Source organism: Paenibacillus sp. MAEPY2 (assembly GCF_000499205.1).
GTDB classification, from domain to species: domain Bacteria; phylum Bacillota; class Bacilli; order Paenibacillales; family Paenibacillaceae; genus Paenibacillus; species Paenibacillus vandeheii.
Genome location: NZ_AWUK01000060.1, coordinates 1 through 26,614, shown reverse-complemented (window position 1 = coordinate 26,614; position 26,614 = coordinate 1). Strand labels below are relative to the sequence as shown.

Annotated in this window: 26 protein-coding genes; all 26 read right to left on the bottom strand. The window is 39.5% G+C overall.

Annotation, left to right across the window (positions count from 1 at the left end; translation table 11 throughout):
• Window positions 1–23: 23 nt before the first annotated feature.
• Window positions 24–821, bottom strand: a complete 798-nt coding sequence (locus tag P364_RS0132670) for a hypothetical protein (RefSeq protein WP_024634181.1) — start codon at window positions 819–821, stop codon at window positions 24–26.
• A gap of 177 nt (window positions 822–998) precedes the next feature.
• The gene (locus P364_RS0132665) at window positions 999–2,222 is read right to left on the bottom strand and encodes an S-layer homology domain-containing protein (protein ID WP_024634180.1); all 1,224 of its coding nucleotides are present in this window, start codon (window positions 2,220–2,222) and stop codon (window positions 999–1,001) included.
• A 225-nt stretch (window positions 2,223–2,447) separates the two neighbouring features.
• A complete protein-coding gene (locus P364_RS0132660) occupies window positions 2,448–3,668 on the bottom strand; it encodes an S-layer homology domain-containing protein (RefSeq protein WP_024634179.1) in 1,221 nt (406 codons plus the stop codon).
• A gap of 435 nt (window positions 3,669–4,103) precedes the next feature.
• Entirely contained in the window at window positions 4,104–4,640 is a 537-nt protein-coding gene (locus P364_RS36460; RefSeq protein ID WP_024634178.1) for a putative metallopeptidase, read from the bottom strand.
• Between the two features lie 170 nt (window positions 4,641–4,810).
• Entirely contained in the window at window positions 4,811–5,002 is a 192-nt protein-coding gene (locus tag P364_RS0132650) for a hypothetical protein (RefSeq protein ID WP_029881484.1), read from the bottom strand.
• A gap of 13 nt (window positions 5,003–5,015) precedes the next feature.
• Window positions 5,016–5,912 (bottom strand): transglutaminase domain-containing protein, encoded by an 897-nt coding sequence (locus P364_RS36455; protein ID WP_052016863.1) that lies wholly within the window; start codon window positions 5,910–5,912, stop codon window positions 5,016–5,018.
• Window positions 5,913–6,370: 458 nt separating this feature from the next.
• Window positions 6,371–6,766 (bottom strand): hypothetical protein, encoded by a 396-nt coding sequence (locus P364_RS0132640; protein WP_024634177.1) that lies wholly within the window; start codon window positions 6,764–6,766, stop codon window positions 6,371–6,373.
• A 31-nt stretch (window positions 6,767–6,797) separates the two neighbouring features.
• The gene (locus P364_RS0132635) at window positions 6,798–7,808 is read right to left on the bottom strand and encodes a replication-relaxation family protein (protein WP_024634176.1); all 1,011 of its coding nucleotides are present in this window, start codon (window positions 7,806–7,808) and stop codon (window positions 6,798–6,800) included.
• A 381-nt stretch (window positions 7,809–8,189) separates the two neighbouring features.
• Complete coding sequence (locus P364_RS0132630) at window positions 8,190–8,678, bottom strand: hypothetical protein (RefSeq protein ID WP_024634175.1); 489 nt, start codon at window positions 8,676–8,678, stop codon at window positions 8,190–8,192.
• Between the two features lie 107 nt (window positions 8,679–8,785).
• Window positions 8,786–10,021, bottom strand: coding sequence for a hypothetical protein (locus P364_RS0132625; protein WP_024634174.1), 1,236 nt, complete (start codon window positions 10,019–10,021; stop codon window positions 8,786–8,788).
• 1 nt (window position 10,022) lies between these two features.
• Window positions 10,023–10,352: a hypothetical protein gene (locus P364_RS0132620; RefSeq protein ID WP_024634173.1), complete on the bottom strand. Its 330-nt coding sequence runs from the start codon at window positions 10,350–10,352 to the stop codon at window positions 10,023–10,025.
• A gap of 172 nt (window positions 10,353–10,524) precedes the next feature.
• Complete coding sequence (locus P364_RS0132615; RefSeq protein WP_024634172.1) at window positions 10,525–10,842, bottom strand: hypothetical protein; 318 nt, start codon at window positions 10,840–10,842, stop codon at window positions 10,525–10,527.
• A gap of 31 nt (window positions 10,843–10,873) precedes the next feature.
• Window positions 10,874–11,767 (bottom strand): AAA family ATPase, encoded by an 894-nt coding sequence (locus tag P364_RS0132610; RefSeq protein ID WP_024634171.1) that lies wholly within the window; start codon window positions 11,765–11,767, stop codon window positions 10,874–10,876.
• Window positions 11,768–11,785: 18 nt separating this feature from the next.
• Window positions 11,786–12,097 (bottom strand): helix-turn-helix transcriptional regulator, encoded by a 312-nt coding sequence (locus P364_RS0132605; RefSeq protein ID WP_024634170.1) that lies wholly within the window; start codon window positions 12,095–12,097, stop codon window positions 11,786–11,788.
• 237 nt (window positions 12,098–12,334) lie between these two features.
• The gene (locus P364_RS0132600) at window positions 12,335–12,727 is read right to left on the bottom strand and encodes a hypothetical protein (RefSeq protein ID WP_024634169.1); all 393 of its coding nucleotides are present in this window, start codon (window positions 12,725–12,727) and stop codon (window positions 12,335–12,337) included.
• An 89-nt stretch (window positions 12,728–12,816) separates the two neighbouring features.
• On the bottom strand, window positions 12,817–13,536 hold the full coding sequence (locus P364_RS0132595; RefSeq protein ID WP_152532783.1) for a type II secretion system F family protein: 720 nt from the start codon (window positions 13,534–13,536) through the stop codon (window positions 12,817–12,819).
• 173 nt (window positions 13,537–13,709) lie between these two features.
• On the bottom strand, window positions 13,710–14,639 hold the full coding sequence (locus P364_RS0132590; RefSeq protein ID WP_024634167.1) for a type II secretion system F family protein: 930 nt from the start codon (window positions 14,637–14,639) through the stop codon (window positions 13,710–13,712).
• Window positions 14,640–14,655: 16 nt separating this feature from the next.
• On the bottom strand, window positions 14,656–16,191 hold the full coding sequence (locus P364_RS0132585) for a CpaF family protein (RefSeq protein WP_024634166.1): 1,536 nt from the start codon (window positions 16,189–16,191) through the stop codon (window positions 14,656–14,658).
• A gap of 104 nt (window positions 16,192–16,295) precedes the next feature.
• Window positions 16,296–17,186, bottom strand: coding sequence for a hypothetical protein (locus P364_RS0132580; RefSeq protein WP_024634165.1), 891 nt, complete (start codon window positions 17,184–17,186; stop codon window positions 16,296–16,298).
• Window positions 17,186–18,100: an SAF domain-containing protein gene (locus P364_RS0132575; protein WP_024634164.1), complete on the bottom strand. Its 915-nt coding sequence runs from the start codon at window positions 18,098–18,100 to the stop codon at window positions 17,186–17,188. The genes P364_RS0132580 and P364_RS0132575 overlap by 1 nt, the downstream gene beginning before the upstream one ends.
• 28 nt (window positions 18,101–18,128) lie before the next feature.
• Window positions 18,129–18,554, bottom strand: coding sequence for a hypothetical protein (locus tag P364_RS0132570; RefSeq protein ID WP_024634163.1), 426 nt, complete (start codon window positions 18,552–18,554; stop codon window positions 18,129–18,131).
• A 20-nt stretch (window positions 18,555–18,574) separates the two neighbouring features.
• Entirely contained in the window at window positions 18,575–19,153 is a 579-nt protein-coding gene (locus P364_RS0132565; protein ID WP_024634162.1) for a hypothetical protein, read from the bottom strand.
• Window positions 19,154–19,247: 94 nt separating this feature from the next.
• Entirely contained in the window at window positions 19,248–22,235 is a 2,988-nt protein-coding gene (locus tag P364_RS0132560) for a hypothetical protein (protein WP_024634161.1), read from the bottom strand.
• Window positions 22,232–23,236: an S-layer homology domain-containing protein gene (locus P364_RS36450; RefSeq protein ID WP_024634160.1), complete on the bottom strand. Its 1,005-nt coding sequence runs from the start codon at window positions 23,234–23,236 to the stop codon at window positions 22,232–22,234. Before P364_RS36450 ends, P364_RS0132560 begins: the two co-directional genes overlap by 4 nt.
• A 1,190-nt stretch (window positions 23,237–24,426) precedes the next feature.
• Window positions 24,427–26,280, bottom strand: a complete 1,854-nt coding sequence (locus P364_RS0132545; RefSeq protein WP_024634159.1) for a P-loop NTPase fold protein — start codon at window positions 26,278–26,280, stop codon at window positions 24,427–24,429.
• Window positions 26,273–26,614 (bottom strand): hypothetical protein (locus P364_RS37675; RefSeq protein ID WP_036695175.1); only part of this gene is annotated, 342 nt, incomplete at its 5' end. The genes P364_RS37675 and P364_RS0132545, both read right to left, overlap by 8 nt.

Here is a 26,614-nt window from a genome sequence, read left to right as displayed (position 1 = left end):
TCTCATACTAGAGAGATGTTCTGCTATTTTTTTTGTAATTCTTTTATTTGTTGATCTGTTAATCCGTTACTATCTCCATTAAATCTGACTAACCTCCAACTGAAAGTCTTCCCGGACACCACTTTCTCTACAACCGCAAATCCACCTTTCTCTTCATAACTCATAGCTTTAACTTTACTGCTCCAAGTATGCTTTGGATTAAATGCTAACTTATAACTCAACCCGCTTTCCTCAAAGGTATCGTAAGCAAAAGAGTACTTTTTAAATTTTACATAAAATCTGTTGTTTCCTATTGAGTAAAGATAATCAGGCTGTGCTACGGTAAATTCCTCTCCTCCACCGTAATTAGGTTCAAGAATATAATAGCTATTGTTTTTATACAAAATTAGCAAGAATTTATCTGAAGAGTAGTAGTTTCTTTTTTCTAATTGAAATCCGAGTGTACGTTTAAGAAATGCATTTACTTTGCTTGCCGGGTATGGAGTGTAATAAAAGTCTCCATCTTTTGTGAATGACTTCTTATTCTTCTCCTTTACAAGTTCAGGAGCAAATTTTAAGTTCGAAGAATGTATACCGTCATATAACCAACGTACAATATCTTCATCGTTATCTTTCTCAATTTTTAATTCTTCGTAAATATTGGTGAATTGATATAGAAACTGTATAAGCTTGGTTTGATCGTTTTTCCCCATGGAATGATAAACATTAGTGTTCTGGGATTTTTTTTCAGTTGCGATTGCAGCCCCTGAAAACTGCAACGAAGCAGATAAGATTAGTGTTAATACTGCGAACATTTTAAAAGAATTTTGAAATCTACTCAAAAAATCACTCCTCAGCTGTTTATAATGCTAATTTCTATGTAACCTTCCTGAGACTCAAGTATATTTGAATCCCCCCTTTAGATCTAATTATTTTAGGATAATTGTACCATTCTTCTATACTGGTCAAAAGACCTATAATTTTATTTCTTCATTTACGGATACGAAGATTTCTTTTTTCTAAATTGATTGAATATTACCGATTACCTTTGAGACGGAGCAAAATATTTTCACTGAAGAACCCCCTGTTGGTGTTTGAAGTCTAATTACCAAATCGCTATTTTGTACAGTTCCCATTTTGGGGATAATTTCGGCAGGCGTGTCAGTTTGATCATTGCGATAAACTCTAGCAGATGCATTCAGCACACCTTTTTGGAAAAAGGCATTGCGATCAAGACTATCAAATCCATCTACACGGTACCGTAGAAGCTGTGACGGATTATATTTTTTTGTATCTTTGTTATAGACTGTTCCGCCTTTAAAATAGAGGACGTAACTATTTTTTTGTTCTTTGACCATCAGGTTAGTGATAGAAGGCCGGTTATTGTACCACTTGAGTGTATTAATCGGAGTGATCAACCCAAGGTTCGGGTCATTCGGATCAGCCAAGTCAATAGCGACAAGAGCGTCCAGCTTACCTTGATACAGTCCGTCTTTTGACAGGATGGTCATACCTTCCTCGTTCCACATATCTTCGACCGACGATTTTCCGGCTTGTTTCCAATCGGATTCTGGAGTGACCCACATTTCCGGCATCACAGTAAAGATATTCGTACCGTGCCAGGCAATTTCAGCACTACCCACCACATACTTATCGACGTCAAGGGAAGCACCGGTGTTCTTGGATAGGATACGTTCAATTACAACGATCGCCTGCGCACGTGTGGTCAGTCCTTTTGGAGCAATCTCTCCTATACCGACGCCTTTAATTAGACCGGATTTCGTAGCGAGGTACATCCATTTGTCCTCTTCCTTGGTCGTTTCACCGATCGCACGAGCTGCAACCCGAGCCATTTCTTCGCGTGTCATGACTTTCGTCCAAGCCGCTTCGCTATTATTGAAATCGGCAGATGCGTACAGGCCTGCTGTGCTTGCGGCATCAACATACTCGGTGTACCATTTACCGCTTGATGGCGTGGTTTCCAGTTCTATAGCAGAGACGACCATCTTCACGAATTCCGCGCGTGTGACGCTGGCGTCAGGCTTAAATGTACCATTCGTGTATCCATCGACATATCCTTTAGAGACACCATTGGTAATGGCGCTAGCGCCCCAATGGTTTGATTCCACGTCAGAAAATTGAGTGGTAGCGGCTTGCACGCCAGGTGTCGTGATGTTCATCGTACCTAGCACAAGCGCTGCTGCCAGTGCAATTCCTGCAATTTTGATAAACTGTTTCTTCATCAACTCTCTCCTTTTAATGGGTGCTCTTGGATTTAGGAGAACACCCCTCTATATACATTGTCGTCATCATCCGCTTAGCACATTTTTCTCATTCCTGAAAGCTAAAACCCGAAGTTTGTCCGCACCCTAACCTTTGAGATTGCTCAATTCAAAAGAGATGCCATGTAATTAACATGTCCGTTTTTATGTACCCCAACATACTACTCGTTAATAAACAAGAAAGAATTAGACGTCGTCGCGATTTCCTCGCAGACTAAGAGGAACGATTTGACTAAACCACCATCCACCTGCAGGGGTTTGCAGTCTGATCTCCAAATTGCTGTAATTTTGAATAGTTCCCGTTTTGGGGATTATAACGCCAGGGACGTCGAAATAGCTACTGCGATAAAGACTAGCTGTTCCATTTAGCACACCTTTATCGAAAAAGGCATCGCGATCAGGACTACCAAATCCATCTACCCGGAATTGAATTGTTGTATTAGGGTTATATCTTTTAGTATCTTTGTTAAATACCGTTCCGCCCTTGAAATAGAGAACATAACTGTTTTTCTGATCTTTGACCATTAGATTCTTATTAGTGGTGTTATTGAACCATTTGAGTGTATTCATCGGTTTAATCAACCCAAGGTTGGGATCGTTGGGGTCGGCAAGGTCGATGGCGATAAGTGCGTCAAGCCTAGCTTGATACAGTCCATCTTTTGACGTGATCGTCATACGTTCTTCGTTCCACATCTCTTCGACAGAGTTCTTTCTAGCTTGTCTCAGATCCTTTTCCGTTGTTACCCACATTTCGGGCATCACGGTAAAAATATTCGTACCATGCCAGGCGATTTCAGCACTTCCCACCGCATACTTATCGACTTCAAGAGAAGCACCGGTGTTCTTGGATAGAATACGTTCGATTACAACGATTGCCTGCGCACGCGTGGTCAGTCCTTTGGGAGCAATCTGCCCTATACCGACGCCTTTAATTAGACCAGCTTTCGTAGCGAGGTACATCCATTTGTCCTCTTCCTTACTCGTTTCCCCAATTGCACGAGCTGCAACCCGAGCCATTTCGTCGCGTGTCATCACTTTCGTCCAAGCCGCTTCGCTATTGTTAAAATCAGCAGATGCGTACAGGCCGGCATGGCTTGCGGCTTCCACATACTCGGTGTACCATTTACCGCTTGATGGCACGGTTTCAAGTTCCATGGCCGAAACAACCATCTTCACGAATTCGGCTCGTGTGACGCTGGCATCTGGCTTAAATGTACCGTTTGTATACCCATCGACATAGCCTTTGGAGACGCCATTGGTAATGGCGCTGGCGCCCCAGTGGGTCGATTCCACGTCGGAAAATTGAGTTGTAGCGGCTTGCACTCTAGATGCCGTGATGTTCATCGTACCTACCACAAGCGCTGCTACCAGTGCTATTCCTGCGATTTTGATAAACTGTTTCTTCATGAACTCTCTCCTTTTAATTGGTGCTCTAACACCCCTCTATATACATTATCGTCTCCATGGGCTTAGCGGTTAAATGTTACGTGCGAAAATCAAGGTTATTTTTGCACCTAATACTTCGGTTGAACTATCCCTAAAGCTATATGCTTTGAAAACAATCGTGGACTTTAGAAATGCTGCTTTCTGCTTCTTCCCCTTTCGAATCGGAATACTTCTAGCAAACAAAAAACGCCCAAGTGAAAACACCACCTGAGCGCCTATGAATTAATAACTTACAAAGTGCTTGATAACAACAGGAGCTATTTGAATTATTGCCTGCCGTCCCTCTTTGGATTTGAGATACCCCAGGAGGGGCAACAGTAGACATCATGCCATGCTTGTCTCTTTGCATGGGGGGTTTATCCTCAAAATGGAGCGTACATTGGTTGAACATTTTTCTCAATTGGCCCTTAGATGAATAACCTTTCCTGCAGGCCGTTTGTTATCCGATTGAACGAGGTCCATGGTTAGTTGTTCACCTTTCTTCGCGGAATCCATGAATTCCTGTGCATCAGGCCGCCAAAGACCATACTTTTCCACGACTAATTTAAACTCCTCCAGGTCGTGGCTCTGTAGTCGATATATCGGTCGGCCATCTTTGGGGGAGTTCTTAGGCGCTCCATGCTTATCTACAGAGGCTTCGATATGACATAGCTCATGATAGATCAGTGCTTCTTTCTGCGAGTCATTGAGATGCTCCCATACCTGCTTATTGACCATAATGAGTATTTCAGAGTCGAGCTCAAAGCGCTCATAACTGGATAATACTTTCGTTTTCGCATAAATCAATTTTCCTTTAGTGTACCATGTGCCCGTTCGAAAGCGTGTTAGGATGTGAGCGACACTCAATATCTTAAACTCTTCTTCACGTTCAATTACTTGTTGAACGATACGATCGATTTCTTCCGAAGTTGTAAATGTTGCGCCCGCTGCCATCTTTCATCCTCTCCTTTTTAACTTTTAATAGAGTAAAGTTCGTTCAACTTATACAAAAAAAGACAGCCCCACTATGCATTACTGCAAGTGAGACTGTCTCATGATTAGCTGTATTTAAGATAAAGAGTTCGCTTCGACTATATAATTGTCCGGGTAACCCAACACCATGACTAAATTACATTGGCCATTGCTGGCACAGAATCGAAGGTTAAATCTATTAGTTGCATATTTTCTTCAATGAGATCCTTAATAGCTTTCCTTCTGAGTTCATCATCTTGAGCATCACTGAAGAGAAATTCATCAATGATACTCAAGTTCCGGTTAATTATATCTTGTTTCTCTAGTTTCTCTTGCTTCGTCATACCTGTTCCTCCATTAATCATTAACTGATTGTTTATAGATACTTCGATATAGTTGGCCAAGACGTAAGAAATCCAGTCCATTCTTCCCGGCCTTATGCTTCTTTTTAAGCTCTTCCCGATATTCGCTGCTAGCAGCAGGATAATATTCAGGATTCCAAGTCCGACTCAGTTTTATCTGTTCGTCGGTTAAATTGTAATAAGTATAGCTATTGCTTGTATCGTCCCACGTCAAATCTACGTGGTACCATAAGTCATCTAATTGTACCAAATTCCAACTATGTGTCGTTTTCTCGTTATTTTTTAGATATCCAAAGATAATCTTGTTCTTAATGCCTGCATAATCAAACATCTTACTAGCCAGTAAGCTGTACCCCTGGCAAACTGTTTTGTAGGGATCAACTAGCCCGGCATACGCGGAATATTGATTCAAGTCGTAGTCATATTCCAGCTTACTAACGATCCAGTCATGGATCACTTTTACTTTTTGGTGCTCATCCATCTGAGGAGTAGTAATCTCACTTACGGTTTTTCTTGCTACTTGATCTACATACGCAGCCTGTTCTGCAGTTTCAAAATATGTAATGGAAAAAGTAATGGAAAAATGCTCTGAGCTAAATTTGTCCCACTCCCACGAAATGTATTTATGAGTAAAGGCGCTGTAATCACCAAAGTGGTATAGTTTTGCTCTAATGTCCCCGATACTCTTATTAATATCGGTCGCTGGAGCAAATACTTCCATCTGAATTTGTTCAGTGTGATTAGTCATTGCATCATGCAGGCGGGAATCAACTTCATCATAGGAATGAACTTGAATGGGTGCGGCACTGGCTAAAGCGATGGTATTTACCATCAGAGTTAAAGCCCCAGCAGCAAAAAATACAGATAAGAGTTGTGTTATCCTTTTTAGCATGTGATCTCTCCTTCAATTCAAATAGGTAACTTTATAAAAAAAAGAACCGAATCCCATTGGAATTCGATTCTCTGAATCCATATATTATTTTTGTGAGTAAACTAAGAAAATTGTTTTATAGCCAGCTAAGCCAGGTAATCATTCATATCCTGTACTTAAACGGAGGTATCTTCACCGATGGTGTACATACCTGATCGACAAATTCGTAGATTACTACGTCCTTGCAAATGCATTAGTTCGTCTTCGTAATCAAATACGTTCACGAGTGCATTTGTATTGTCGTAACGCGTGTGTATTTCTTGAAATACATACTACCATAGTTGTTCCTTGTTGTATATGTTTGACTTGCCCGAAGGATATACCAAACATAATCTCAAGAATCGTAAACTCTCACTAGTCACGATAGACGTAGCAGTTCTATCTATTGCTTTTATGTTCAGGGGGACATAAATTAATTTTCAGTCATTTGAGGTCCCCTCTTCGATTATAATCCCTTCCAAATCTCGGAGGGAGATCCAGAATCCAAATGGTCCCTCATTTATACGCACACCATATACCCCATGACTTTGATGCTGGACGAGCCACGACAGAAGCTCAGTTGTTGGTACAGAAACATAGTACAACTGTGTACCGTCTTCAAATATGAGAGGTGCATTACTCTCCAATTGTTGATAACTTGTATAGATGTACATCCAGTTGTAGTTATCCTCTTGCCCTACGAATGGAGCCTCATTGTTATTTGGACTCATTAATAAATACATGTCCTTTAGATCACGCATTTTTTGAATCAATTTGATAAAAGCCTCTTCACTGTGATTCAAGTTAGCTTCCTCTACCCATACATTGAATTCCATAGCATAAACCTCTCTCTTATAGTGATTATTTTCACAATGTTGCGTTTTCCCACTTTTCGATTTTCTCTACGAGATCCTTTTTGAGGATGACAGCAAATTGAACGTGGGGGTAGTGCCTAAACTCTTGTTCGAGATCCTGTAGAAACCCTTTCCGGATCAGCATCAATACCTTTTTCCCATCTCGTTTGTATTCGTGGGGGGTATATAAGGACAATCTTCGTCTGACCCCTGTACTGTTGTGCAAATTTTCACAAACATACTTCATTTCGCCGTTGTGTTGAACGGTATATGGGAACGCTCCACGTTCCACTTTTTCAACCCTGCCAAACTCTTGGAATAACTGTATCCGCTGATTCTCATTTCCAACGGTTTTGAGTGCAAGTAGAGCATCCTCATATGGCAACAAGCTTACACTTGATCTGATCCGTGTTTCTTCCTTTTTTAGCATACTTTCAAATTCCGTAAAGGCTTTAGCAGATGTACACACTACAAGGTAGTACTTTATAGAGAAGTTCTTCTTAATCTCAGATATCACCTTGGCCAAAGTCTTTTCTTCAGGATCCGTGGTGAATAGGTACAGTCCGTACTTTCTCTCGTCCGGTGAGATAAGCATACCTTGTATGAGACTATTCCGATCAAGTTCAAAAGTACTTTTTACAAGTCTGCTATCCCACAAGTCATACCCGTAAGCTTTCAACTGTACAAGGAATTCATTAACCTGTTGGGCATGGAGCATTCGAAATCCCGATAGCTGCAGATCTTTAGCAAATGTAGTTTTGTCGATTAGCCCTCTTTGCTTTAACTCTTCCACTCCCTTTGTAGTTAGAAAATACGAATTTGTTTCCTTTCTCCCGTTATTGACTACGGGTTTAGATATGATATATCCATCTCTTTTTAGGTAAGACATTCTTAGCCAGCAATAATCTCTTTTTTTGTTACTTTCAAAGAATAGTCGATGTACCTGGGGTGTAGTAAATGTCCGATACCGAAATAGAGCATGAAGGATTCTGACGTCCCTCTCCGTTAGATTCTTAATCTTCACACAAAAAGACCTCCTCATGATCTGCTTAAAACATGGATTTGGTTTGTTCTCTCAGCAATATTGGAATTCAGGCACCTGTCGTTTTTCTCTCATCATTCCTAAATGCAAGGAGGGATAGCATCCCTGCTTTCAGCAGGAATACTCCCCTCCTTTTTCCTTTCCCTGTTCACCTTATACCAAGGGAGAAATCCCTTGATGTGCCTACAAAAACATGTTGAATCTGATATCAGTCTTCATTCACCTCTAGATGCAAAAGAATGACAGATCAAAAACACTGATATAACAACGATTTTTTTCACCAGTTGACCTATTTTCCGTATCAGTACGAGAATATCAGTACTATCCCCCTAATTGATTGACATAGTACTGATATGTAACTCGTCAACCGGGACTGATACAGAATTGGTGAACGTAGGTGAACATCTCGACGGCTTTTTGGTGACTTGATATAAATATTTCAGTATGGGGATTTCCAGAATCATATTCACCAGATTCACATACTGAGATGTTTCGCCAGTTATCATCCCCTATGACCGAAGCATAACGAAGGGCATCTAGAACATATTTACGTTCTCGATTATCAAAATCTCGAATAACAAAATCGGGGAAAAACTGAATGATGTAAATGAGTGCATGATCGTATTTAATTCTGAAGGGCAACCTTTCGACCAATGCTAAAGTAGCATCACTATAGAATGCTTTTGAATTCCTAATATGCTGTCTTATTTCTCTTTTTTCTCGATGCTCTACTTGGTAATGAGGTAACACTCCCGGGAATGAAAAATGAAGAATAGATTCGCATTGATCTAAAGATGGAATAATTTTTAATTCTCCGGAATTAGCCGGTACATTTCCGTGAAGTATTTTCATGTGTCCTCCTATTGCCGCAGTAACTGCTGCAGTACACAGATTCTAGTCAAGCCTTTAAATCAATACTGCCTCAGTAACAGAGACAGTTACTGAGGCAGTATTGAGGTTTAGTTAAAATCGAATGGATCACGTACATTCGTTAGCTTTTCAGTATCCCTTTTAGCAGTAGATGTTCCTAATAGAGTTTCCAAGTCATCATTCGTCTTCTTGGTTACCACACTATAGTTTTGAAGGACTGCCCACGCTTCATCTACCACTTCATTTTTTCTTTCGAGTTTTTTAGAACTCTCAATTATTTGTAATACTCTATTGGGAAGAGACAAACCCGCGAATACAGAATAGATATGAAGTTGCTTAATATTTTGATCCCCGTAAGTTGCTACAGGTCTTTCGTTCGCATATGGAGCATATGTGATCAGCAGCTGTTCTAATGTATTCATCATACCAATAGTAAATATGCGCTTCGCACCGCTTGGACTAGCAAGTAAGCTCAGGGCACATCTTTCGGCATTTTCAAGATTATAACCTCCACTAAGAACCCCTTCCTCAATGGATTGTTTAAGCTTTGGTAGGAACGTTCCTTCGTTCTCTGCATCAACAGAACGCTCATCTAAAGTCGTTCTGCCGACAAGCATGATTCCTGGTGTCTGAAGTATCTTCAGCCATTCAGAAGTATCAAAATGAAACGGGCCCGTAGGATTATAACTACTTGTGACCGTATTCATTTCATGCAGCATAACAGCAATGTATTCATTACATGACTTCAGGAACTCCTCGACACTTCCATTCGAGTTATGCTGGAGGTAATTCTCAAACAATTGTTGATTGTCCACTAGAATAATTGAACCAAGCCCTTTCATTGCCCTAGCAATTAATTGCAATCGCTGGATTGCATTATCCAAAACGACCTTTCCTTCCTGGTCTCGCGGAAGAGTCAAAACAAGACTAAACCGCCGTTGGAAACCATTCGCATGCAATAGTTTAGCTGCTTCAATCACGGCCCCAGTGCCGGTGCCTCCCCCCATTCCTACCATCAAAAAGACATAATCACGATCCGAAAAATAACTTTGGATCTTCTCAATAAGGGTTTCTTTATGAGTCAAAAATGCCTCCTCACCCAAGTCAATGTCACGACCGGCACCCTTTTCATATCCCTTTAAAAGGAACTTTGTTACATTTGATGCATCCGGAATCTTATTCATATCCACTTCATTTGTATTGACCAAAAAAGCACTATATGGCTGCATATTGTTTTTTACACTCGTCCGTATACTTGCGCAGGCACTTGCAATAGATGTGCCTCCTAAACCTACACCCAAAAATCCATATTTAAGACCAACCATTTTAGTTCACTCCGTTTCTCATAATTTCGCGAAATTTAATAATTTCATTACCAAGTGCAGTTAATTGATAAAGCCTTGTTTGACCTACGCGTTCCACCTTAATGAGAGCAGCTCCTTCAAGTTTTGCAATAGTGATATCTAAGATGTATCTTGAGGGAATTAATATTTTTTCTTCTGGCTGCATTTTTGTTTCAATATAACGTTTATTTGTAATTTCTCTAAGATAATTTTTTGCGACCGGCTTATTTGCCACTCTCAAAGTGGCCAACATCCATAATCCCGTCTCATCTATAGTACAGAGCAAAGCACTTAGAATTTCTTCTCGATTCATCGCATCGTAGAGCTCCCTTCTCATGGAATCAAAAACAGATGTATGTTCTCTATCTATCTCAATAAAAAAAAGCAGGAGGTATTCACCTCCTGCTTAACTTATCAGTCTTATGTATCATATAGGCGAGCAAGCAAAGTAAACGTTTAATGGCCCGCCTAGACGTTCGACAAACTTATTCTGCTACTAGGTCCCGTGTCTTGGCTTTCTCTTCAACCTTTAAGTCTCTACAGAATTTCAAGAAACTATCTGAAGTCTCTGGTTTTACATTGATCGTTAGAGTTATTTCTCCTCCTTCTTTTCCTATAGTTAAGTAATTGTACATCCTGGAGATGTTGATAATAAATTGATCTGCTTTTTCTAAAGCTGATACATCGTATCGCTTTGTCATCTCAATTGAACGAATTTCACCGTCGTGAGTCTTTAGTTTATAATCACTGTCCCAACTAGACAAAAGTGTTTCTAAATTCTGTTCCGAAAAATTCTTTCCCATAGTTAGTTACATCCTCCTATCATATTTTGAATTACACATCATTATTCAGAATTGATTCCATGATCTCTTGTAATTTATCTATTTCAGCCGGTTTATTCCAGAGAACATGTTTCAGGATCTGTAGATCTTTTTTTTCAACATTGATACGTTGCTCCAACAATGCTGAAGCCTGAATAAGTTTCAAACTAGACTTCAATCTCCTATCCGAGGGATAAATTTTGTTTTCAAATAGCTTAAATCTCAAACTCAAAATTATCTCCATAATTTCAGAAGGGATTTGAACCCTTGCTGCAGCTATTTTTAATTGCGTAATATCGTGAAGTGACAACGAAGCATATATTTCAGGTGACACCTCATTTAGTAACATGGTTTTCAAACTCTCTCTGGAAGACAGATAATCTACATTAATTCGAATAAGAAAGCGATCATAAAGTGCCGTGTTTTCATGGTTCTCATGAAGGTCGTTTGTGGCACCAAAGAGACTAATGAGAGGAACTGCTTGTCTTTCATTCATCTGGATGATCGATCTCTCATTTAAAATGTCCAAAAGCGAATTTAAGGCATATCCTCGTGCACGCAAAATTTCATCAAGAATTGCCATATGTGCTTCAGGAAGCTTTCCTCCCGTTTTCCGCTTTATTTTCCCATGAGTATAGAGCCCTTCTTCATAAGGACCCAGAAGCTCATCGGGAGTTGTATCGTCATTCATCGTCCATTTAAAAACATTTAGATCCCGGAAGTGCTGGAAAATCATTTCGAGAACTGAGCTCTTCGCTGTTCCAGGAGGTCCGATTAGTAGCATATGTTCACCAGCGATGATACTGACAAAAGCACTATGAATGATCTCGTCTCTTTCGAAGTACATGGTATGAAGGTAATCATTAATTTTATCTAATTCTGAATGACTGTACTTAATGTTCTTCACAATGCTCACCCACAATATTTAATTTGAATTAGCGTTCTGAAAGTCACGAAAAAATTCTTCCTTGGTCATTGGTTGCGGGTCAGTAATTGAAGATGAGACCTGTTCCAAGACCCATTTGCTCAGCTGCGCCTTCCCTTTGATTCCTAACTTCCTATATATAATTCTCTGATGTTTTTTTATAGCTTCCTCACTCATGTGCAATGACTGAGATATTTCCTTTTGTTCTTTCCCTACTAGAAGCATCCAAAGAACCAAACGTTGTTTCTCTCTCAAGTCACAGCGAAACATGGTATATTCCAACGTTTGTTTAATTGATGTCAAACTCGCCAATTTTATCGCCTCCTCATACGTATCAGAAAAAAAGACAGCAGCCTGAAACTTCAGGTTACTGTCCAAATTGGGGGTTCAATTAATGAAAAATAAAACAGAAGAGTGATTTCACTCTTCTGCCAAGGAAAAAAATAATTGGAGATCTTGCACTTCCACACCGGGGGGTTGGTTACCCGATGAGTTCATTATACAACAACAGTGTAAATCATGCAATACACTATGATAAAAAATTTTGGTCTAGTAGATCTGTGAACTTTTCTCTTGATTGGCCCTTAAAGTGAGTACGGTTGAATCACCCATTGCAGCCTGCATTTTCTCACCCATAATAGCAAATGCTCTTAAGTGGTACTTGCTTGAAATTTGAAATCCTACATTGCCCGGAGCCTTAACTACACCTTCGGTATGGTAGATCACCCATTTATCCTTATTTATCCCCATGTCCTCCATTTTTTCGAACACTTCTTGTTCAACCGTATCCGTCCAACCACCACTAGCTGCCATTCTTTCCACTGCATAATCAGTTATCTGATGTGCCTTCCATTGCCATTGACCATACGTAATCATATCTGGCATAAAAATAAGAAAAAATGCAAGTATGGGCAACCAAATCAATTTTTCAGGAGTCTGCATATATCCTACCCTTCTTTCAGTTTTTGTTTTGCTATCTACAATAAATAAAAAAAATCGATCCAATGTATGTGGACCGATTTGTTTGGAACCTATTTAATTCCGTTCATTTGAGAGATAAAGTTGATTGCTATAACTGCTACTGGCACTGCAAGAACAAAAACATACATGCCAGTACTGATCATTTGCAGCTTGGCCGGACGTTCTTTAATAATCTTTCTGTTATTTTGTTTCCGGATATTTCTCATCAGCTTTGTCTGAGATTTGAAAATATGTTGAGCCTCTTCTTTACTTGTTTGGATGGCTTGTTTCATGGCCAATACAAACCGTTTTACTGATGGTGTACCTACGTTTTCAGCGAAGATCTCCAAAGCCCTTGCTTCACTCATCGATTCGAGATCCTTAGACAATCTCTTGCAGTCGAGCTGCAAACCCTCTGGTGCATGGTCGCAAGCAACCTTAATGGCTGCATAAGGTGTTAATCCTGCAGAGAATAGCAGGATAAGGTGATCGATGAAATCCGGAAGTTGTTCTTGTGCGATACGTTCTTTCTCACTTAGCCCCTTCTTTAGACGAGATACAGGGTAGCGATAAAAATAAAAACCAATAAAAATCGCAAGAATGAACATGACGGATGATGCTGTGAAAATTGCAAATAAGGAGAAACCAACCAGGGCTAAGCCTCCAAACATCAATTGTTGACCAGCGATATCTTCAGGGCGTTCTTTCCATCCTAAACGATACAATTGCTTCTCCAAGACAGAATGTTGTTCAGAAGATAACTTAATACGACTTCGAGCCGCCATTTCCATAGAACCAGCAACCCTCTTCCACAGTGCTTCGTTACTTCCAGGAACATACGCCATTGACCGATAGGTCTTTCCTGTCGATAAGATCGTAGACAGACTAACGTAAAGTATTAAAAAGAAGATTGCTCCTATTATGAGGTAAATCATTGAATGATCCGCTCCATTTCATTAATTTTCTACAACTGAGTCATTTTATTTACTTTTTGGAATGACCACAGGATGTACAAGATCATAAGTGTAATTAATAATTGTCCTAACGGTAAAACCATTAGCTGCTTATATTGATCCGCTTGAGCAAATCGGAAGAAAAGGACAATTCCGATGGCTATCGTAACATTCATTCGATGCGATTGTCTTTGCTGTGTAAGTTCAGCCTTTGCTTCTTCTTTTAGAATTCTATTGCTTTGAATAACATCAGCAATCTGCTTCATAGTTGGACTCGCATCTCCACCTGATCTCTCAACAATGACTAGAAGATCCGAGAACATTTTAAATTCTTTCACGGGAATTGACTTTTGCATCTCAGTAAGAAGATTTGAAAGTTTATCCCCGGCATAATAATCAGTGACGAGCTTAGACCACATCGATCTAATCGGTTCTTCCAGGCTGCTTTCTGCTTTTTTCATGGAGTCTGTCAAATTCTGTGTGATGGAATAACCAGCACTAACCTCCTGAATCAAGACTTCAATCTGTTCTTCAATGAAATCCTCATATTTCTGTTTTTTGTTATTAAGGATAAACCAAGGCGCCCATATACCTGCATACGCACCGCAAATAATTGCGATCGGCGAATTCATAAGGAATCCAAAACCAATCCCAAGAAGGAGCCCCCCATATAGATAAAGTGGAGCTTTGGTACCTACATCCCAGTTTGTGATCCTAGCTTCATTTTCAAAATGATTGGGGGAAAGATATTTAGCGAACGTAAACCGTTTTTTTCGTTCTGCTTCTTCCGTTTTTTTGTGAATCTGCTCTTCTTCTGTCTCAGACATCACCATTGTCCAGGAACGATACTTCTTCTTCGGGAGGAGATACTGCAAGAGAAAAAACAATGCAATAAACATAACTGCAAACAACGATATATATAGGATCTTGGAAATTTCCATATTTGTTCCCCTTTCTTTACGCGCTTAGAGGCGCTTTAACCCATTTTGATACTTCGTTTCTGCGAACACCTTTTTTGTAGACTTTTGCCAAAAGTTCCGATGAGATTGTACAATCCTCACCTTCTTCATGATGTCCAATAAATTTGAATCTTCCGTTCTCCAGGAACTCAGTATCTGTAATCTGATACTTATAAAGTGTATTTGCAACGGGTAAGCCATTCTCAAAGCCCAGCAGCTCAATAATTTCTGTAATTCTTCTACTTCCATCTTCAAGTTTCTCTTGGAATACAATAATATCGATTGCTCTACTCACCATTTGGCCGATTGTCTCTGTAGATAACGGTAAGCCATTTTTAAGAATCATCTGAACAAGTCTTGTCACAGCGTCTCTTGCTGAGTTAGCATGCAAGGAGCTCAATCCGCCATCGTGTCCAGTGTTAAAAATTTCGATGAGATCGATCGCTTCCAAGGAACGAACCTCACCAACAATGATTCTACTTGGCCGCATACGCAGTGAGGATTTCAATAATTTTGCAATATCCACCGTTGTTTCCTCTTTACCTGTAAAACGACATTCTAGAGAAACGATATGTTTTGATGGGTACATTAATTTCAATCGAAGCTCTTCAGTATCTTCAATGGTAAGTGTTCTCTCATGCTCTGGGATCTCACCACACAAAAGTTTAATCGTCGTTGTTTTACCTGCTCCAGTGCTACCTACAACCAAGATGTTCGCACCACCCTTAACTAAAGTGCTAGTTAAGCGGAACATGTCTCTAGTCATTAAGCCACTTTGAATAATGTTTTCTGTAGACAGATTAATTGGTGGATATTTACGAATCGTTATCGTTGTACCGATACGCGAGATAGGCGGAATAACCACATTGAGACGAACATCTGAAAGCCTTGCGTCACAAATCGGTTTGGCCTCGGTCACACTTTCATTTGCAAAATTCAACATTTTTCTAGCAATGGATAGAACATGTTCATCATCATGAAACTTAATGTTGGTTAAGCGCATTCCCTCATGGTCTTCTACGTATACTTCTTTGGGACCATTCACCATGACTTCTATAATGCTATCATCATGCATAAGTGAATCGATTGGGCCAAGACCGACTATTTCCTCTACCATTTCTTTAGCTTGTTCTTTAACCGCTTTATTTCCGTTATCCTTTAGATTGTCGTTTTCATGAATGTATCTTCTAACGGACCCCTCCAATTTATCTCGGATCGCTATGTCGTAAAACGCACGTGATAAATCATTACCGTGCTCGAGTGAAAGCTTGTCACGAACAAACTTTATGGCATCTTCGGATACAAGACTATCAATTGGTTTTAATGCACTAGTGTCTGTAATACCCGTAGGGTTATGAACGCCTTCCAGGAACTCTTCTGATGACAGGAAAAGTCCCTCTCCACCATTTCCTCCATCCATTTCAACTTGTGGCATTGAGGGCAGAACAATATGGGATGAATCAGATGTAGCGTTTAAAGTAGTGAGAACTGTATTATAAACTTGACCAACAGAGCTGACCTTTTCTTTCAACATGATATCTATTCTCCTTTGTTTAATAAAAATTTATCGTTTTATCTCTCATCTAAAACGAAAAAACCTACGAGTAATCGTAGGTTTTCTGCATAATGGCATTTGGATTATGATTTTGAAAACAACTTTAAGAATCCCTTTCTGCTTCCTGCAGGCTCAGTAGCCTGCTTCTTCTTTTTCTTGTACCCCATAGCGTCACAAAAATCATTAACTACAGCATTGTATTTGTCACTACCACCCGGCACAAGATCTAGAGATTTCTCCGAAAGAGTTGGGTCATCCGGAATCGTTTTCCAAATCGGTTGTCCTAACAATTTCTCAATTCCCGGACCTAAAGTGCCGGCCCGGTTCAACATAACTTTAAGACCACGGTGATCGCCAATGATACGTTTTATCGTTTGGTTGGTATAAATGCTATGGGCAACATGCCCATCCACGAAGACTAACAAGTCGGTAGCAAGCTTCATGCTTGTCCCAGTAACCGGCATGAGGATTTCACTTGGAATATCCATATATATAGCCTCAAAACCTAAATCCACCAATTGTTCAATAATAAAATATGGTGTGTCTTTCGTCATTGAGTGTGCATGTGCCTGGAAACGATCAAGAAACTGGGACGGTGCCAAAAGATATAAATCTTGAGGTAACTCTGACACAGCCGCTTCCAATCCTGGATTAGTTGCAGCCATATCTTGCATCCATATTTTTGAGTTTACAAGATAGTCACGGATCGCACGATTTTCTCCGGACTCTTTGCTTTTAGTAATCCAGGACTCTAAATTTCGTGTATGATGGCTCATCCCAAGTGAAATCGAAGTAGAGGCATGCAACAGGTCCAATTCAACCAGTACAGTTTTTACACCTCTCCTAGCCGACTCTACAGCTGCCGCATTTAGGAAACTATTCACTCCCATACCGCTTTCACATGACCAACCAACAATAACTTTTCGATTTTTGTATGTTTGAATCTCGTTGATGTTCTCTTCAAGCGTTGTCATTAGTTTTCTTCTCCTTTAGTTTGGTTTGTATTTTTAGGCAGAATATCCGCCAGTGTTTCAGTAGAAGTTATCGTTACACCAGTACCACTTGCTGCAGATTCTTTATTTTTAGCAATAAAGTCGCTGAGATTGAGTTGTTTTGACTTGATATACGGCTTAATATCGAATTCACCAGTAACACCCAGCTCAGGAATGCCAGCTTTTGCATCCTTGTTATGTGGGACAAGAATAATATTTCCATCTTTAAATGCATTAGATAGAGAAGCTGTCAGCATTTGATATTGCTCATCCTCTACTGCCAGTTGTACGACGGTAGGATACAATTCCTTTTTAGGAGCCGTGGTTTCACCATTGGAATTAACCGTGTTGGTTGTGTTTTTGGTTACGATATCCTCTGCTTTTTTATTCTTGGCTGACACAACGCGGACCCCTTCGTACATCTTACCGATGACCCATTTTGAATCCATTCCTTCCGTCTCGACCGCACTGAACCAAACGTCCACATCTGTATCTGGAAGAACGTTACCTGCTGAAGCTTCAACTAGATTTACGCTACCTGTCCATAGTACTTGTCCGTCATGTAACTTTAGTCGGGCGGCGTCCATCAACTCATCCTGAGTAACAATTTTAGATTGGAAGAAGTAGCTGTTTTGAGCCAATCCGTACTGAACCTGAGTATATTTCCCCACGATATCTTTCTTGTTGTAAATGATCCCCGGAGGCAATCCTTTTAGTGGCAAATCAATGGCCTCAAGCATACTTTCAGTGATCTCAGTGTGTGCTGGAATATCCTGCTTCGCAAAATACACCACAGTGGATTTTAACTCTGTACGTACACGGTACTCACTGATTCCAACAAATCCAATTACGACAATGGCTGACATCATCACGGCCAGCAACCTACGCTTATTCATGTAATTTTCGAACCTCCAGAAAGTTTAGTTAGTTTTTTTGATCCCAAATAAAGACCACTCGATGACGTGGATAATGCCAAGTGGTGACCTTATCACTGTTTAGCATTTTCATAGAATATGCTTCAACTGGCGTGCCCATTTGGACCGCAGCATATGGTTTTAACCGATCAATCTGATAAATTCCGGTATACGAACTCATCATTGCTTTTGTTCCTGCATTAAGCTCTCCATAGATACCGAATTGTTGGTCAAATTCTTTAATATCAATTCGGGGTAAATGTTTTGTCCGTATTCCGCCCTCCTCCACGGAACGCATCATGGCAGTTTGCGTTGTATTTCTTGTTGAAGATTGCATTTTTATTTTCTGACTACCGATGCTTACAAAATCAATGGCAAAGTAAGCAAATAGTACAAAAACGATTAACAAGGGCAACATTTTGGGTGTTGTAGACATCTAGGCTCCTCCTTTCTCCATTAGTATGGATATAGAACCAGGACGGTTAGGGAGACAGCAGCTGTGATCATCACAGCACCTGGTAGAATACGCATTGAAGCGTTGCTCATCTCAGGTTCCACAGCAAAGTGTCCAAAACCCACTCTTCTCAAGATAAATCCGAAAGCATGACCAAATATCGTTTTCAGGACTTTAGCAATTCCATACCTCCTACCGAAGCGATACACATCAATAAGAAATAAAATGAGAATTAATGATCCCAAAAACATTAGTAAGGTGTTCCGATAATGTCCGCCTACAAAACCCTCACTACCAATGAGCCCAAATAGAGAAACTCCAAGTCCATTGGTCATCATCATCTTGGTGTCTCCGGGGGCTGTGGAACCCATCTGTTCCATCAATAGTCCAATTAGGAGAAAAGCACAGAATCCACACAACAACACCCATACAATTGTTGTAGGATATTGCCAAATGATTAACCCGAAGAACAAAACCATAAATGACAGGTGCCATAAGTTTTTTGTAATACGCCATCGAATATCACAATACATGTTGAATGCATTATAAATTCCGATCAAAAGAGTCGTTAATACCAGCATTATGAACCTCCTTGTTATGTTTTCCTCTCATCCTTATAAGAAAAAAGCCCCCACATATATGTGGGGGCTTCATAGCAGTTCATTATCTTTTTACTTAGTTAGGCCAATTAATTGTTTCTTCGGAGAAATTAACCCAATCAGACAGTTGCTTAAGGATGCTCTCGGATCCAGCCCAAGGTAGTGTCGCCCCTGAAGGGAATAGCTCCGATGGAAACGGATCTTCTGGCATGACTTGACGAACATAAAAGTCATCCATAAGGTTCCCCGAGACTGTAAACTGAACGTTTAGACATTGTGTAAGACTGTTTACACCAGTTGCATACATATCGATGCCAACGTTATACGTACCTGCAGGCATATTCAATGAAGAATAATACGCCCGGCCGCCTGGATAGTAGTAATTGTCATCTTCAGGATCATTTGACCCCGGATTTCCGGATTCGCGGTAGATGACTTCATCACCGTGTTTCGCCACCCAAGCAAGCGGGAGTCCCCACTGAACCTGATTGGTAGAAGATGATAGTTTAACAAGCTCAATGTCCTCTATTGTGCCGTCCGCTTTCGGAAAATGTGCTACTGCACGATAGATATTCCCTGTTAAACCGCGGTCTTCAGTATATCTGGAGTCGATAACAAAGTTAAATCCTTGTCCTGCCTTTATGGTTGAGCTTCCGCTGCGAACTAAAGGCACATCCCTACCGTTTATTTCATCTGCATTTTCTTGCACAAAGGTACCCGATACTGTCTTGTTAAAGTTGGAATTGAAATATTCGTAATAGTACCCCGTTTCATATCTTACACAATAAGTTGTCGGGTTTCCGTCTTCGTCATAGCTGGTATTATAACGAGCACAATAGGTGTACGTGCCAGAAATATCTGATGTATGGTTGGTGACCTTACATGTTCCGTTTGTAGGGCTCCCGTAAATCGTAAATCCTGAACTTAACTGGTTATCTTGATATGTTTTTTCCCCTTGAGTGGGTGGTAAATTGATCGTTGCAACCAGATTGTAGTTTCCTAGATCACGATTCCCTGTATTCCATGCCATCATAATCGTTTTGTTTTCACCCGGCTTGGAGAACGTCACTTGCTGTGTACCTACCAGTGTATCTTGCCCATTTGCATCCACAAGGAAAAGCTTCACATCAAAGCTCTTGGCGTCTAGTGAATCTCCTGGTAAGTTCTCTCTTCCAACTTCGATCCGTGTAGTTACATTCTGTGACTGAGTAGCCGTTCCTGAACTAATGCTTTTTACAAATAGGTTCAGTGTTCTATTTGTAAGGTCATATTCCTTTTGAATGACATTATCCAGCCAAGGGTTTTGTACACCTTCTTTATATTCATTTGCCGGCCGATCATGCCCTTTATTCACCTCCGCTTTAATGGTGAGCTTACTTCCCTCAGGAACCTTATCCACTTTCAGATCGGATATCCACTTTTGCTCTCTTGGAGCAAGCGTAATTGAATCAATTCGTGCTTTAGCTACACCATTGACGGACCAATCCAGTGTTGTATTGGTAACCGTTTCAGTGTAACTCTCATTAACAACAAGCACTTGGAACTTTGCTGACTGCCCTTCTTGCGGTTTAGAAGGAGTAACCCGTATATCCTTAGCTACCAAGTTCACGCTGCCGGTGCCTACCTTATAGACGGCTCGGTTATTATCCCAGTCCGATTCATTCGGAGGACTGTCTTTATAGCCATTAATGTTGAATACCAGTAGATCCGGATGACTTGGAAATTTTACTTCAATTTGAAGCGTTCTCCGTTCTCCCGCTTTAAAATTGGCAATCGGTATTTTCTGAGCTGCCGTTGTCGAATTCCACCGCCATAGCAGATACGTACTTTCCACGTCCTTTGTGCTGTTATTCAGCACATCAATGGAGACTGTGGCCGTACTACCTGCAGGTTGAGGTGCAGCCGGTGTAATCGTAATGCTGTCTGGATCAACTGCCAAATCTGGATCATACAAGCCAAGTTTGAAGTCTTTTACCGCAATCCGGTCATACCCGTCACTTACCACTAGGGTATAATCTCGAACGGTTCCGTCTGCCTTGGTTATTTTCTTGATTTCCGATACCGGGATTGTCGTGTTGTAGTTAAATGTTTGTTTACTGTTCGTACTGATTTCTTTATAGACATTCTTTGCAAAAGAATCGAAACGCGTTGCATCGCTTTTTCCTGAAGCAGCAGTCGTTTTGTTGATCTCCTTCAAAATTTCCTCTTGAGTAAATTTCCCCTCAAGAAACCAAAGTTTATGCTTATTCCCCGAGTAGGAGGAAGTAGTTGTGCTAATTCTCAATTTACCGTTCGTTGAATTAACAATTTGTCTCTCTTCTGTACCATCTGTGCCGAACATAGCAAAGATTTTGGGCCAAGGTGTGGTTGAATACGTCGTTTTGAAGGAAGGAAATGTCACTCCTCGATTCGTACTTGTTGTCGGCGTCTGAGCCACCATATCCGTCGCCATGTTCAGACCTCCACCAGATAATGATATGAGTGAAGGAAGTCGATACCAGGTATTGCTTGTAGACACGGAACCAATAAAATAACGATTACTTGCTTTGAGATAGTAATTGGATTCATCTGATCCGGCCTTCAGTTTGTTTATAATGTAATCTGGATTACCGTTAGCCCACTCAGCCACCATTTTTACCGGTCCGTACTCTACACCATTTTCTTTGAGCGGTATGAGGTTATAGCCTTCTCTTTTATTGAAATCATCTTGAGCTTCAGATTCAATGATGTTAAAAGTGATTACACCTTTGTATTCGCCTGCTGGTGTTGCCTTTCCCCACTCTCGAGTTGCAAGATCTCTAAAGCGGATGTCTGACCATAAAGCGTATGCATCTCTGTGTGCATATTCAAGCTCAGGTCTTCCAGGGCCACTTGGGGTCAAATCCCCAGTAACAGTAACAACTTTTTCTCTTGTGTATGGATAAAATTGAGTTCCATATGATGGAGGAGTTGCTGCTGCCCATACTCTGTAACCAATAAAAGCTAGCATTGGGACAACCAAAAGAAGCGTGACCATAATGGCCCGCTTCATTATCTTTGATCTATTTGAGTTTTTTACAATCACGAATGTTTAGCCCCCCAAATAACTTCGCCTTTCGAAGAAATTGTTGTAGATTGCTTTGCAGTCGTTCCTACAAACATTGAAATTGAGAATGCATCATCTACTTTAAAGGTGAAAGTCTCACCTCCTGTTACCTTATGACTATATGCAGTCCCGTCTACTCCACTAAGAGAAACTTTGTAACCAGAAGGAATGTTCTTCGGCACTACAACAGTGACGCTGCCACCTTTAAAATTAACATTATTTAAAAACTCTTTTACGTACTTCTCACTCGCCTTATCCTGAGGCATATAACCGATTGCTCTAGCAACATCCGGAGAAGCATCAGCTTTTTTAAGCTCTTTTAGAATGACTTCACCGCTAGCTGGAGTTTCATCACCAGGAAGAGCTGGTATATCACTTGGATCTGAAGGAGTCGTTGGACGATCTTTAACGTCTGTGACGCCCTTATCAATCAAGTTCTTAATAAATTGAACTGCTTCCGATCTCTTCAACAATGAAGAACCCTGAAAACCGGATACAGATGGTGTAGAACCTCGACCTTCAGCCAAACCTTGAGTTAGCATATAGCGAATTGCATCTTCCCCTGAATAATTCACCCCGACTGCACCAGTAACAATCTCAGCAACTCGTGTACGGTTAATCTTAGTACTTGCAGCTTTTTTATCATTGTAGCCATTCACTGCCCAGTTATGTTTCTTCGCGAATTCATAGTAACCTGAAGCCCAGTATGTATTCGTCGTTTCCTGCACACCTTCAAATGCATTAATAAACATAGTAATAAACTCAGCTTCCGTTACATTCTGATCTGGTTTAAATGTGTTGTCCTGGTAACCTTGAATGATATTCTGATCAACACCCCAAGCAATCGTATCTTTCGCCCAGTAATTCGATGGTACGTCTGAAAACTTAAGCTCTGTAGCAAATGATGTAGCTACCACAGTCAAAACCGTAAGTCCTACAATCATTTTTTTGTACATTTTAGATTTAAACTTTGGTTTCATCGAAAAGCCCTCCTTTTATAAAAAGTCTACCAAGTTACTAGTACAAGAACAATTTACCATGGAACTCATGAATTACAAATACGATTCTTACTCTACCACTAACTGTCCTACTAAGTTTGTGGGTCCACAAATTCAAAAAAAATAAAGTATAATCTCGAGGCTATCAAGATTACACTTTACTAAGAACGCACACATCAACGAACATAAGGGCATTACCGGAGCACATATCAAATTATATAGTATAATTGTAATTCTTGCAATACATTATTGTAATTCATGTTATACATTTTTTCCGTCTCTAGGTTAACTTCATTTTGTTATGAGAATTATCATTTCTAATCTATTGCAATACCAAAACAACAAGGTAAATTCATTCCGCATGCCATATATTCAATGAATAGTGTCGATCATGTTGTTGGATACTCTTTTCACCATGCTCCCTGTTTCATCTCTGACCCGTAGTATACTTGTTGTCAATCGAGTGATTACTGAGATTCAACTGTTCCATAAATGTTGTGAGATAACAAAAGAAGAGTATCTCTCACTCAATGAGATGATACTCTTCTTAACACATTCGTTCAATCACTCGGTAATTAAAATTATAATTCATAAATGTAAATCTTGCAATACATATTTGTTAATAAAGTCTTTCCTCTTAAAAATGAAACTTCATCTTCTATTTGTTCACTTTTGATCAGTTTAAAATTTTGGAATAAAAATTTACTGTCTCTTCTTCCCCGATACTTTTAGCCTCAGTACCTGGTGTCGTTCCCGTGCACATGTACCTATCTCCCCCTTAGGAATTTTTGGACACATCCAAAATCCTTAGTTTGAGGGTATCGGGTGGATGTCAGTTTGTTTGATGCTGTGGGTAGCCTTTTCTTCGCGATCATGGTCGTTCTGCAAAGATGTGCAATGCAACTCTCGAATGGAGGAGCTTATCAGATCAGGATGGTACATCCCGCACACATTGCAACGCAGAGTGATCCGCTTTAAGAGATCGGTGATCCGAAGATCTCGTTCGGACAGAGCGCCTTATACGTGAGTTGCTGCCCCCATTCGATTATTACAATATCTGAAATATTTTTAGCGAACCTAGGATTCCGGGCATTTTTGCCACGCTCAGATACTCGAGGCTAATCAAGCAAACAAGCTAGAGCTTTTTGTATATATTGTAAGATTAATAATCACTATCTCGTTGCTTCTAGATGCTCTGCACAACTATAAAGAGTAGAAATTAAGTCTTGCAGAATTTTTTGTTTTAAAGGTTTCACACTAACTTTTGTCATAGCACAGTCTATTTCATCTGCAAGAGATATTAGTTTCGCTTTCTCACTATAATAATGTGCTCCAGCATTGGATACACTTTCAAACGTATCTCTATAGATTGAAATAAGAGATTGTAAATTATAGTTACTTGAAACAATTATACTTTGCGAGAATAATTCCTTTGGAATACGGGTGAAAAAGAATTTGTCTTGATATACTTTCTTAAAAATATCGGAGGAATACAAGGGAACCTTTGTATCTCGCATTGCTGACAGAAAAGCATTAATATTCTCATTTTTTTTCAGTGACTTACTCTCATTTTGTTTTTCCTCGATGATTAATCTCAATTCAGAATAATCAGATATTTCATTTGTAAATACAGAATTACTAACTATAAATTCTGTTTTATTTGAAAGAACCAATTGTAATCCTTTTTTTAGTGATTCTTGATAATTCAAATCTACCTCAATGTAGCCAGATTCAATTAGTTTTCTTAGGTATACTTCCAATATTATGTAGTCATAGGGCTTGTACAATCCTTTCGTAGCATAAAATATGCATTCTTTAGCTATTTCGTTTAGTTGTTCATCTTCTTGGTAATAGTAATCAATTAATTTGTTTAAAAAAGTTAAGTGAATCTTGTTCTTCTCCATTAGTATGTCTATCTCCATTTTTAGAGCTTCTTCATTAAGTGCTCCATACAGAATATAATCGTAAATTGATGGAAAAGATCTCCAACCTTCATTTTTTTCTACATACTTATCATAGAATCTATCCATAAAAGATGGTTCTTCAGTAGTTCCGCTGCTCTGTTTGTTTCTTGCTTTAGCTAGTTTAATCACTCGATAGGTTTGAATCTCCAGCAAATTTTCCTTTTCATCTATGAGCAACTTGATGTTACCGTTTTTATACTCAACAGAAATGGCCAGAATAAAACGAAAAATCATCAAACCGTACTCATTGTTAAACTCATGAGGATCAATAACACGTAGTACTCTCTCAAATTTACTTAGTATAAATCGTAAAGTACGAAGATTTGTACATTCTGCTACCTCCAATTGCCTTAAAATTTCAAACTCATTCTCTTCAACGAACCCAATAAGCATCTTTTGGCTATCAGATAGGCCAGAGAAAAAGGTTTTTGCATAGGCCATTAAGTTGCCTTTAAGATTAGATTTATATTCAATTACACGATCTATGAATTTTTCTTGTATGACTGCATAATCCGAAGTATCTTCAAATAACTTATCTGTGTTTGCTACTAAAATTACTTTGATCTTTTGATGTTCAATAAAATTGGAGTTAATATAACCTAATACAGATTGAATACTCACGTTCTTATCAATTCTCTCAAGATCATCAAAAACAATCACACTTGTACTAAAATCAAGAACTCTTCCCAAGTTATCCATTAGACCATCCAATCCTGATTGCGAGAATGATTGAACTAGTTTGGAATAATCGCCTGGGATATTACCAATAATGTTTATAGCAGATTTTGCAATTCCATAACTCATTTTTGTTACTTTGTTCTGTGGCATTCGTGCCAAAATAACTTGTTCACTAATACTATCTAATTTATTTAATCCATTAAGTGATATATATATAACGGAAAAAGAACTATTATTATAGCCCTTTTTTGCTTCTATAAAGGGCTTTAATTCATTTAGAATAAAGTAGGTTTTTCCCGAACCCCATTTCCCATTTATCATGATTGAATAATCTGTATTGGGTGTTTCAATATACTCATTAATAGTAGTTAAAATATTATTCATAATTCTCCTCAGTCCCCTTTAGTTGGTCTGTCATAAGAACTTGTATCGATCTTCTGCCAACACTAGAACTATCTAAAATAACATCTAAAATTCTATATATCCATTCGCTGTCCCTTTCAAGTGGGGATCTTCTCATTTTCAAATAACCAAGCAAAGTCTCAAATTCAATACTGCTGTTATCCTTTAAATGACTAACGATGAAATCAATATTCACTTTGTCGTATTCACAAACCTTATCTTTCGTACATTTAATAAACTCGGTAATTATAGACTCAAATCGGCTATCTACTTCTTTTTGAGCTAAAAGTATAGTAAATACGGCTATTACTTTAAT

Excerpts from the sequence above, each read along its gene's own strand:
- P364_RS0132620 (WP_024634173.1), bottom strand. The coding sequence starts at position 10,352 with ATGAATCGAGAAGAAATTCTAAGTGCTTTGCTCTGTACTATAGATGAG.
- P364_RS0132595 (WP_152532783.1), bottom strand. The coding sequence starts at position 13,536 with ATGGAAATGGCGGCTCGAAGTCGTATTAAGTTATCTTCTGAACAACAT.
- P364_RS0132630 (WP_024634175.1), bottom strand. The coding sequence starts at position 8,678 with ATGAAAATACTTCACGGAAATGTACCGGCTAATTCCGGAGAATTAAAA.
- P364_RS0132575 (WP_024634164.1), bottom strand. The coding sequence starts at position 18,100 with ATGAATAAGCGTAGGTTGCTGGCCGTGATGATGTCAGCCATTGTCGTA.
- P364_RS0132590 (WP_024634167.1), bottom strand. The coding sequence starts at position 14,639 with ATGGAAATTTCCAAGATCCTATATATATCGTTGTTTGCAGTTATGTTT.
- P364_RS0132650 (WP_029881484.1), bottom strand. The coding sequence starts at position 5,002 with ATGACGAAGCAAGAGAAACTAGAGAAACAAGATATAATTAACCGGAAC.
- P364_RS0132570 (WP_024634163.1), bottom strand. The coding sequence starts at position 18,554 with ATGTCTACAACACCCAAAATGTTGCCCTTGTTAATCGTTTTTGTACTA.
- P364_RS0132665 (WP_024634180.1), bottom strand. The coding sequence starts at position 2,222 with ATGAAGAAACAGTTTATCAAAATTGCAGGAATTGCACTGGCAGCAGCG.
- P364_RS0132660 (WP_024634179.1), bottom strand. The coding sequence starts at position 3,668 with ATGAAGAAACAGTTTATCAAAATCGCAGGAATAGCACTGGTAGCAGCG.
- P364_RS0132615 (WP_024634172.1), bottom strand. The coding sequence starts at position 10,842 with ATGGGAAAGAATTTTTCGGAACAGAATTTAGAAACACTTTTGTCTAGT.
- P364_RS36450 (WP_024634160.1), bottom strand. The coding sequence starts at position 23,236 with ATGAAACCAAAGTTTAAATCTAAAATGTACAAAAAAATGATTGTAGGA.
- P364_RS36460 (WP_024634178.1), bottom strand. The coding sequence starts at position 4,640 with ATGGCAGCGGGCGCAACATTTACAACTTCGGAAGAAATCGATCGTATC.
- P364_RS36455 (WP_052016863.1), bottom strand. The coding sequence starts at position 5,912 with ATGCTAAAAAGGATAACACAACTCTTATCTGTATTTTTTGCTGCTGGG.
- P364_RS0132640 (WP_024634177.1), bottom strand. The coding sequence starts at position 6,766 with ATGGAATTCAATGTATGGGTAGAGGAAGCTAACTTGAATCACAGTGAA.
- P364_RS0132585 (WP_024634166.1), bottom strand. The coding sequence starts at position 16,191 with ATGTTGAAAGAAAAGGTCAGCTCTGTTGGTCAAGTTTATAATACAGTT.
- P364_RS0132545 (WP_024634159.1), bottom strand. The coding sequence starts at position 26,280 with ATGAATAATATTTTAACTACTATTAATGAGTATATTGAAACACCCAAT.
- P364_RS0132600 (WP_024634169.1), bottom strand. The coding sequence starts at position 12,727 with ATGCAGACTCCTGAAAAATTGATTTGGTTGCCCATACTTGCATTTTTT.
- P364_RS0132580 (WP_024634165.1), bottom strand. The coding sequence starts at position 17,186 with ATGACAACGCTTGAAGAGAACATCAACGAGATTCAAACATACAAAAAT.
- P364_RS0132625 (WP_024634174.1), bottom strand. The coding sequence starts at position 10,021 with ATGGTTGGTCTTAAATATGGATTTTTGGGTGTAGGTTTAGGAGGCACA.
- P364_RS0132565 (WP_024634162.1), bottom strand. The coding sequence starts at position 19,153 with ATGCTGGTATTAACGACTCTTTTGATCGGAATTTATAATGCATTCAAC.